Annotated in this window: 2 protein-coding genes; one reads left to right on the top strand and one right to left on the bottom strand. The window is 63.3% G+C overall.

The window, feature by feature from the left end; translation table 11 throughout:
- On the top strand, window positions 1–3,743 hold a 3,743-nt coding region (locus tag Mhypo_RS17310; RefSeq protein ID WP_206074952.1), incomplete at its 5' end, for a translocation/assembly module TamB domain-containing protein.
- A 119-nt stretch (window positions 3,744–3,862) separates the two neighbouring features.
- Here the strand turns inward: Mhypo_RS17310 and Mhypo_RS17305 are convergent.
- On the bottom strand, window positions 3,863–4,090 hold a 228-nt coding region (locus Mhypo_RS17305; RefSeq protein WP_206074951.1), incomplete at its 5' end, for a transposase.

The following is a 4,090-nucleotide window of genomic DNA, read 5'->3' as shown; positions in this document are numbered from 1 at the left end:
GGGCCAGCCTGGGGGAGGGTCGGGTCGAGCTCGAGGGCCGGGAGGGCTGGCAGGGCTCTTTGCGGGGGCAGTTGCGCGAGGGCTGGGCCCAGCCGGCCCGCTGGCAGCTCGAGGCCAGCCTGCAAGGCCCCTTGCCCGTGCAGGGTGCATCCGAGGCTACCCGGCTTTTGTTGCAGGGCCGCCTCGACCTTGACGCCGCGCCGCTTTCCCTGCGGGGCAGCGCAGAGGTACGGGTGCCGGAGTGGGGCGCGGTGCAACTCAGCGCCCAGGGCAGTGAAATTGACCTGCGCGGCCTGGCCGAACTGGCCCCCCTTTCCGGACGCCTGCGCTTGAACCCCTTACGGCTCAACTGGTCGTATGTGGGGGCTTTGCCCCGTGGGCTGGGGAACCTCGAGGCCCGGGGTACCTATCCGGGCCAGTGGATTGCGGGCCAGTACCAGATTGCCGGTCAAAGGGCCAACCTCGAGGGCCAGGACACCCGCTTGCGCCTCCGCGCCGCAGGGCTGGAGGCTACCCTGACCCCTGAGGAGCTCGAGGCCCGACTGCAAAACTACAACCTGAGCGGCCTCCAGCTGAGCGGGCGTGTCGGCGGCCCCTGGAATAGCCTGGAGGGCAATCTGGATTGGGATGCGCTGGGCCGCCGGGGCGCCATCCAGGCTACCTGGCAGCAGAATCAGTTGCAGGCCAATCTGAGCGGAGATCTGGCGGGTTCGGTGGCCTACGCCCAGACCTGGTCGGGGGGGGTGCGCTTCCGCGAGGGCAGCCTCGAGCTTTCTGGGGCGGGGATTCCGGTGGTGGATGGCGAGGTGCTGGGCCTGGCGCTGCGCTTGCGCTATCCCATGCTCCAGGTGGCCCCCAACCGCGAGAGCCTGGACAGCCCAACCCCGGCCAGCACCAGGCGGGCCAGCAGCCTGACGATCAACCTGTCGGACCGCAGCGCTTCGGGCGGGCTGGAGGTGCGAAGTGTGGAGGTGCGGGGCCGGGGGCCCGAACTCGAGGCGGTCTATCCTTTAGCGGGCGGGCGGCTGGTAGCGGACCTGGATTTACAGACCTTTGCGGTGCGCCTTGCAGCCCCCGAGCTGGGGTCTGGGGAACTCCAGTTCAAGCAGGGTCAGCTTGGCGGGGGGCTCAATCTCACAGCCTATGGACTGGGGCTGGCCCTGGAAGGCGCGGGCTCCAAAGCCGATGTACGCGTCACCCATCCCGAGACCCCCTGGCTTCCCTGGAAAACCGGCATGCTGCGTGGACAAATTAGCCTGGATGGGCGCTGGCAACTGAGCTACCTTGATGCTGAAGAGAAACAGCGAATAGAAGCCGAAGGACGCCTGCTCGAGGCCGCACTTAGCGCCCAGGGGCCCTGGCTTCAGGGGCAGATGAAATACACCGGCCAGGGGGATTGGTTGGGCAACCTGAACATCGATTTGCCCCTGGAACTGCTGGCCAGCCGACTACTACTCAAAATCGAGGGGAAGGAAACCCTCTCGGCCAAAGGCAGCCTGGTAGGCGACCTGGGACGCCTGGAAGTGGAAGCCAGCCTGGCCCGCGACGGCCTGCGGGCCCGCGCCGGTTTCAGCGATCTGGCCCTGGAGGAAGTCCCGCAGGTCAGCAGCCGTCTGCCTTTCGTTACCGGGCGCGCCACTGGTTCGCTGGAGTACAGCCAGGGTGTGCTCGAGTTCAACCTGAGAAGCCCCGGTCTGCGGGTCCGGGGTGACGACCTGGCCCTGGCCACCCGCGCCCAGGGTTCCTTCAGCAACGGCCTGCTGCAGGCCGACCTCAGTTTCGAGCGCACCGGCAATCAAGGCACGCTGGGCGAGAACGGGGTGCTGGGTTCCAACCGTACTACAGCCAGGGTTAAGCTGGAGAATGGCATCCTGAGTGGGGAAGCTACCGCAGCCTCTTTTCCCTTGCACTGGCTGTTTTCTACCTGGGCGGGCGACCTGGCCGGGCAGGCCTACTGGACAGGTCGGACCGCCTTCAGCTTCAACACCCGCAACCCCTGGGCCTCCAAAGGCATCTGGGTGGGGGAGTACCTGCGCTTCCAGGGAGGCGGCGATACCCTGGTGGGTACTGCCGCCCTGCGCTTTGAGCAGGAGCGGCTCTACATAGACCAACTGGCCCTCTCGGGCAAGGGCACCTGGAGCGGCTCGGGTTTCTACGGCCGGCAGGGCAGCAACCTTCGCTTGAACCTGGAGAATACCTCCTTCACGCCGGTTCTGCAGGTGATACCCAACCTCAAGCCCTTGGCCCCTGAGGGCAGCGGCACCTTGCGCCTGGCCTCCAGTGGGCAGGTTTTCGACCTGACGCTGGAAAACTTCAATTTCAAACTGGGGCCGGTGCGGGCCGAGACCCCCCGCGCGGTGCTAAAGGTAGGCGATACTGCCAGCGCTGAAGGACGCATCAAACTGACCGCACCTTATCCGGCCGAGGCCCAGCTCTCCGGCGAAGGTGACCTCCTCAACTTCACCGTACGGGCCAAAGGAACCACGAATCTACCGCTACTCAGCCCTGATGAGCCGTTTGCATTGAGCTTTAGCTATCCCGCCTATACCCTGGACGCCACACTGGAAAAGCAAGATGCTCGTCTTTATGGCACGCTTTTCCCTCAGCTGATCCTGACCTTGCAAGGGCAGGTACCGGTGCGCTATCCGCAGTACTTCTTGCTCGATGGACTACTGGAGACCAACCTGATCTTGCGCTATGTGCGCGGCACCTATCTTGTGCAGGGTTCTGCCGATGTTGTTAGGGCCCGGCTGGGCTTCCCGGAGGGGCAGCGGGAGGTTACCATCGCGGCCCCACCCGAGCCAGGAACCGCCCGCACGGCCAACGCAGTACCTGTGGAGTTTAGCAACATCCGCCTGCGGGCCGAGCGGGGCATTCTGATTCAAGAGACGCTGGCCCAGGGCGAGCTAGCGGGCGAGCTCTTTCTCAACGGCGATTTCACCAATCCCTTCCTCTCGGGCGAAGTGGTACCGCTCAGGGGCAATTTCAAGCTCTGGGATCGGGATTTCACCATCCGCGACCGCTTGCCCGACGAACGGAGCTATGCTCGCTTCAGCCCTGCAGCGGGCATCCTGCCCGATTTGCAGATTGTGGCCGATACCCAGGTGCAAGACCGGGGCCAGGATAACCGGCGCATTCAGATCAACCTGACCCTCAAGGGAGAGTTCGTGCGGCAGAACGGTCGCATCAAGGTCAACCTGACCCCTACCTTCGTGGCCCGCTTCAACAACGATATCGCCCGCAAAAACGACGGCCAGCCCTATACCGATGCCGAAATCTACGCCCTGTTGTTGCTGGGCCGCTCCGACCTTTCGGCGCTGCCGGCCGATATTGCCCAGACCGGCCTCCAGGCGGCAGTACAGAACTTTATTGTGGGGCAGCTCGAGCGCGAACTGGCCAAAGCCCTGGGACTTGATCAGGTCAGGGTTGAAATTCCTGCCCTCAACGGGGGTACCCTCGAGGAAACCCGTTTTACCATCGGGCGCTACCTGTTGCCCGAGCTGTTCTTTGCTTATACAGTAGACTTGCGCGGCTACCAGACCATCTTTGCCGAATACCAGCAGGGCGACTACCGCTTTCGCTTCAGCAGTGAAATTTTCCCCCAACCACGGCCCGAGTTCTCCTTCGGCTATACCATCCGCCCCATCGGAGCCGACCTTACCCTGGACATCGCGACCGGCATTGGCGATGGCACCCGCAACGATGGGGTCAAATTCGGCCTGGGTTTTACCTTCCGCTTCTAGAGCGATTTCCACAGATACCCGACACGGTGAAAATCGCTTAACGGGTACACTAGGGCGCCTGAGTGAAGCGGTTTGGGGCGATTTCAGCAAATAACCCTGGGCTGATAAGTATCTCCACATCAGATTTTTACCTCTACAGCCCCCAGTAGACCTAAGGCATGCAAAAGGGCTTGCTTGAGTTGCGAGAGGCAAGCGTAATGACGGCGGGGCAGGAGGAAGCCTTTGAGCTTTTTCCAGAGGGTCTCGATGAGGTTGAGCTGAGGGCAGTAGGGCGGTAAGAAGCGCAGATAGAGGTTTTGTGCTTGCCAGGTGGCCAGGTGAGCCTGGATCAGCTGGGCTTTGTGGAA

It is taken from the genome of Meiothermus hypogaeus (assembly GCF_003574035.1).
Taxonomy (GTDB): domain Bacteria; phylum Deinococcota; class Deinococci; order Deinococcales; family Thermaceae; genus Meiothermus; species Meiothermus hypogaeus.
The sequence above is the reverse complement of the archived record's forward strand: the minus strand, read 5'-3'. Positions and strand labels throughout refer to the sequence as shown.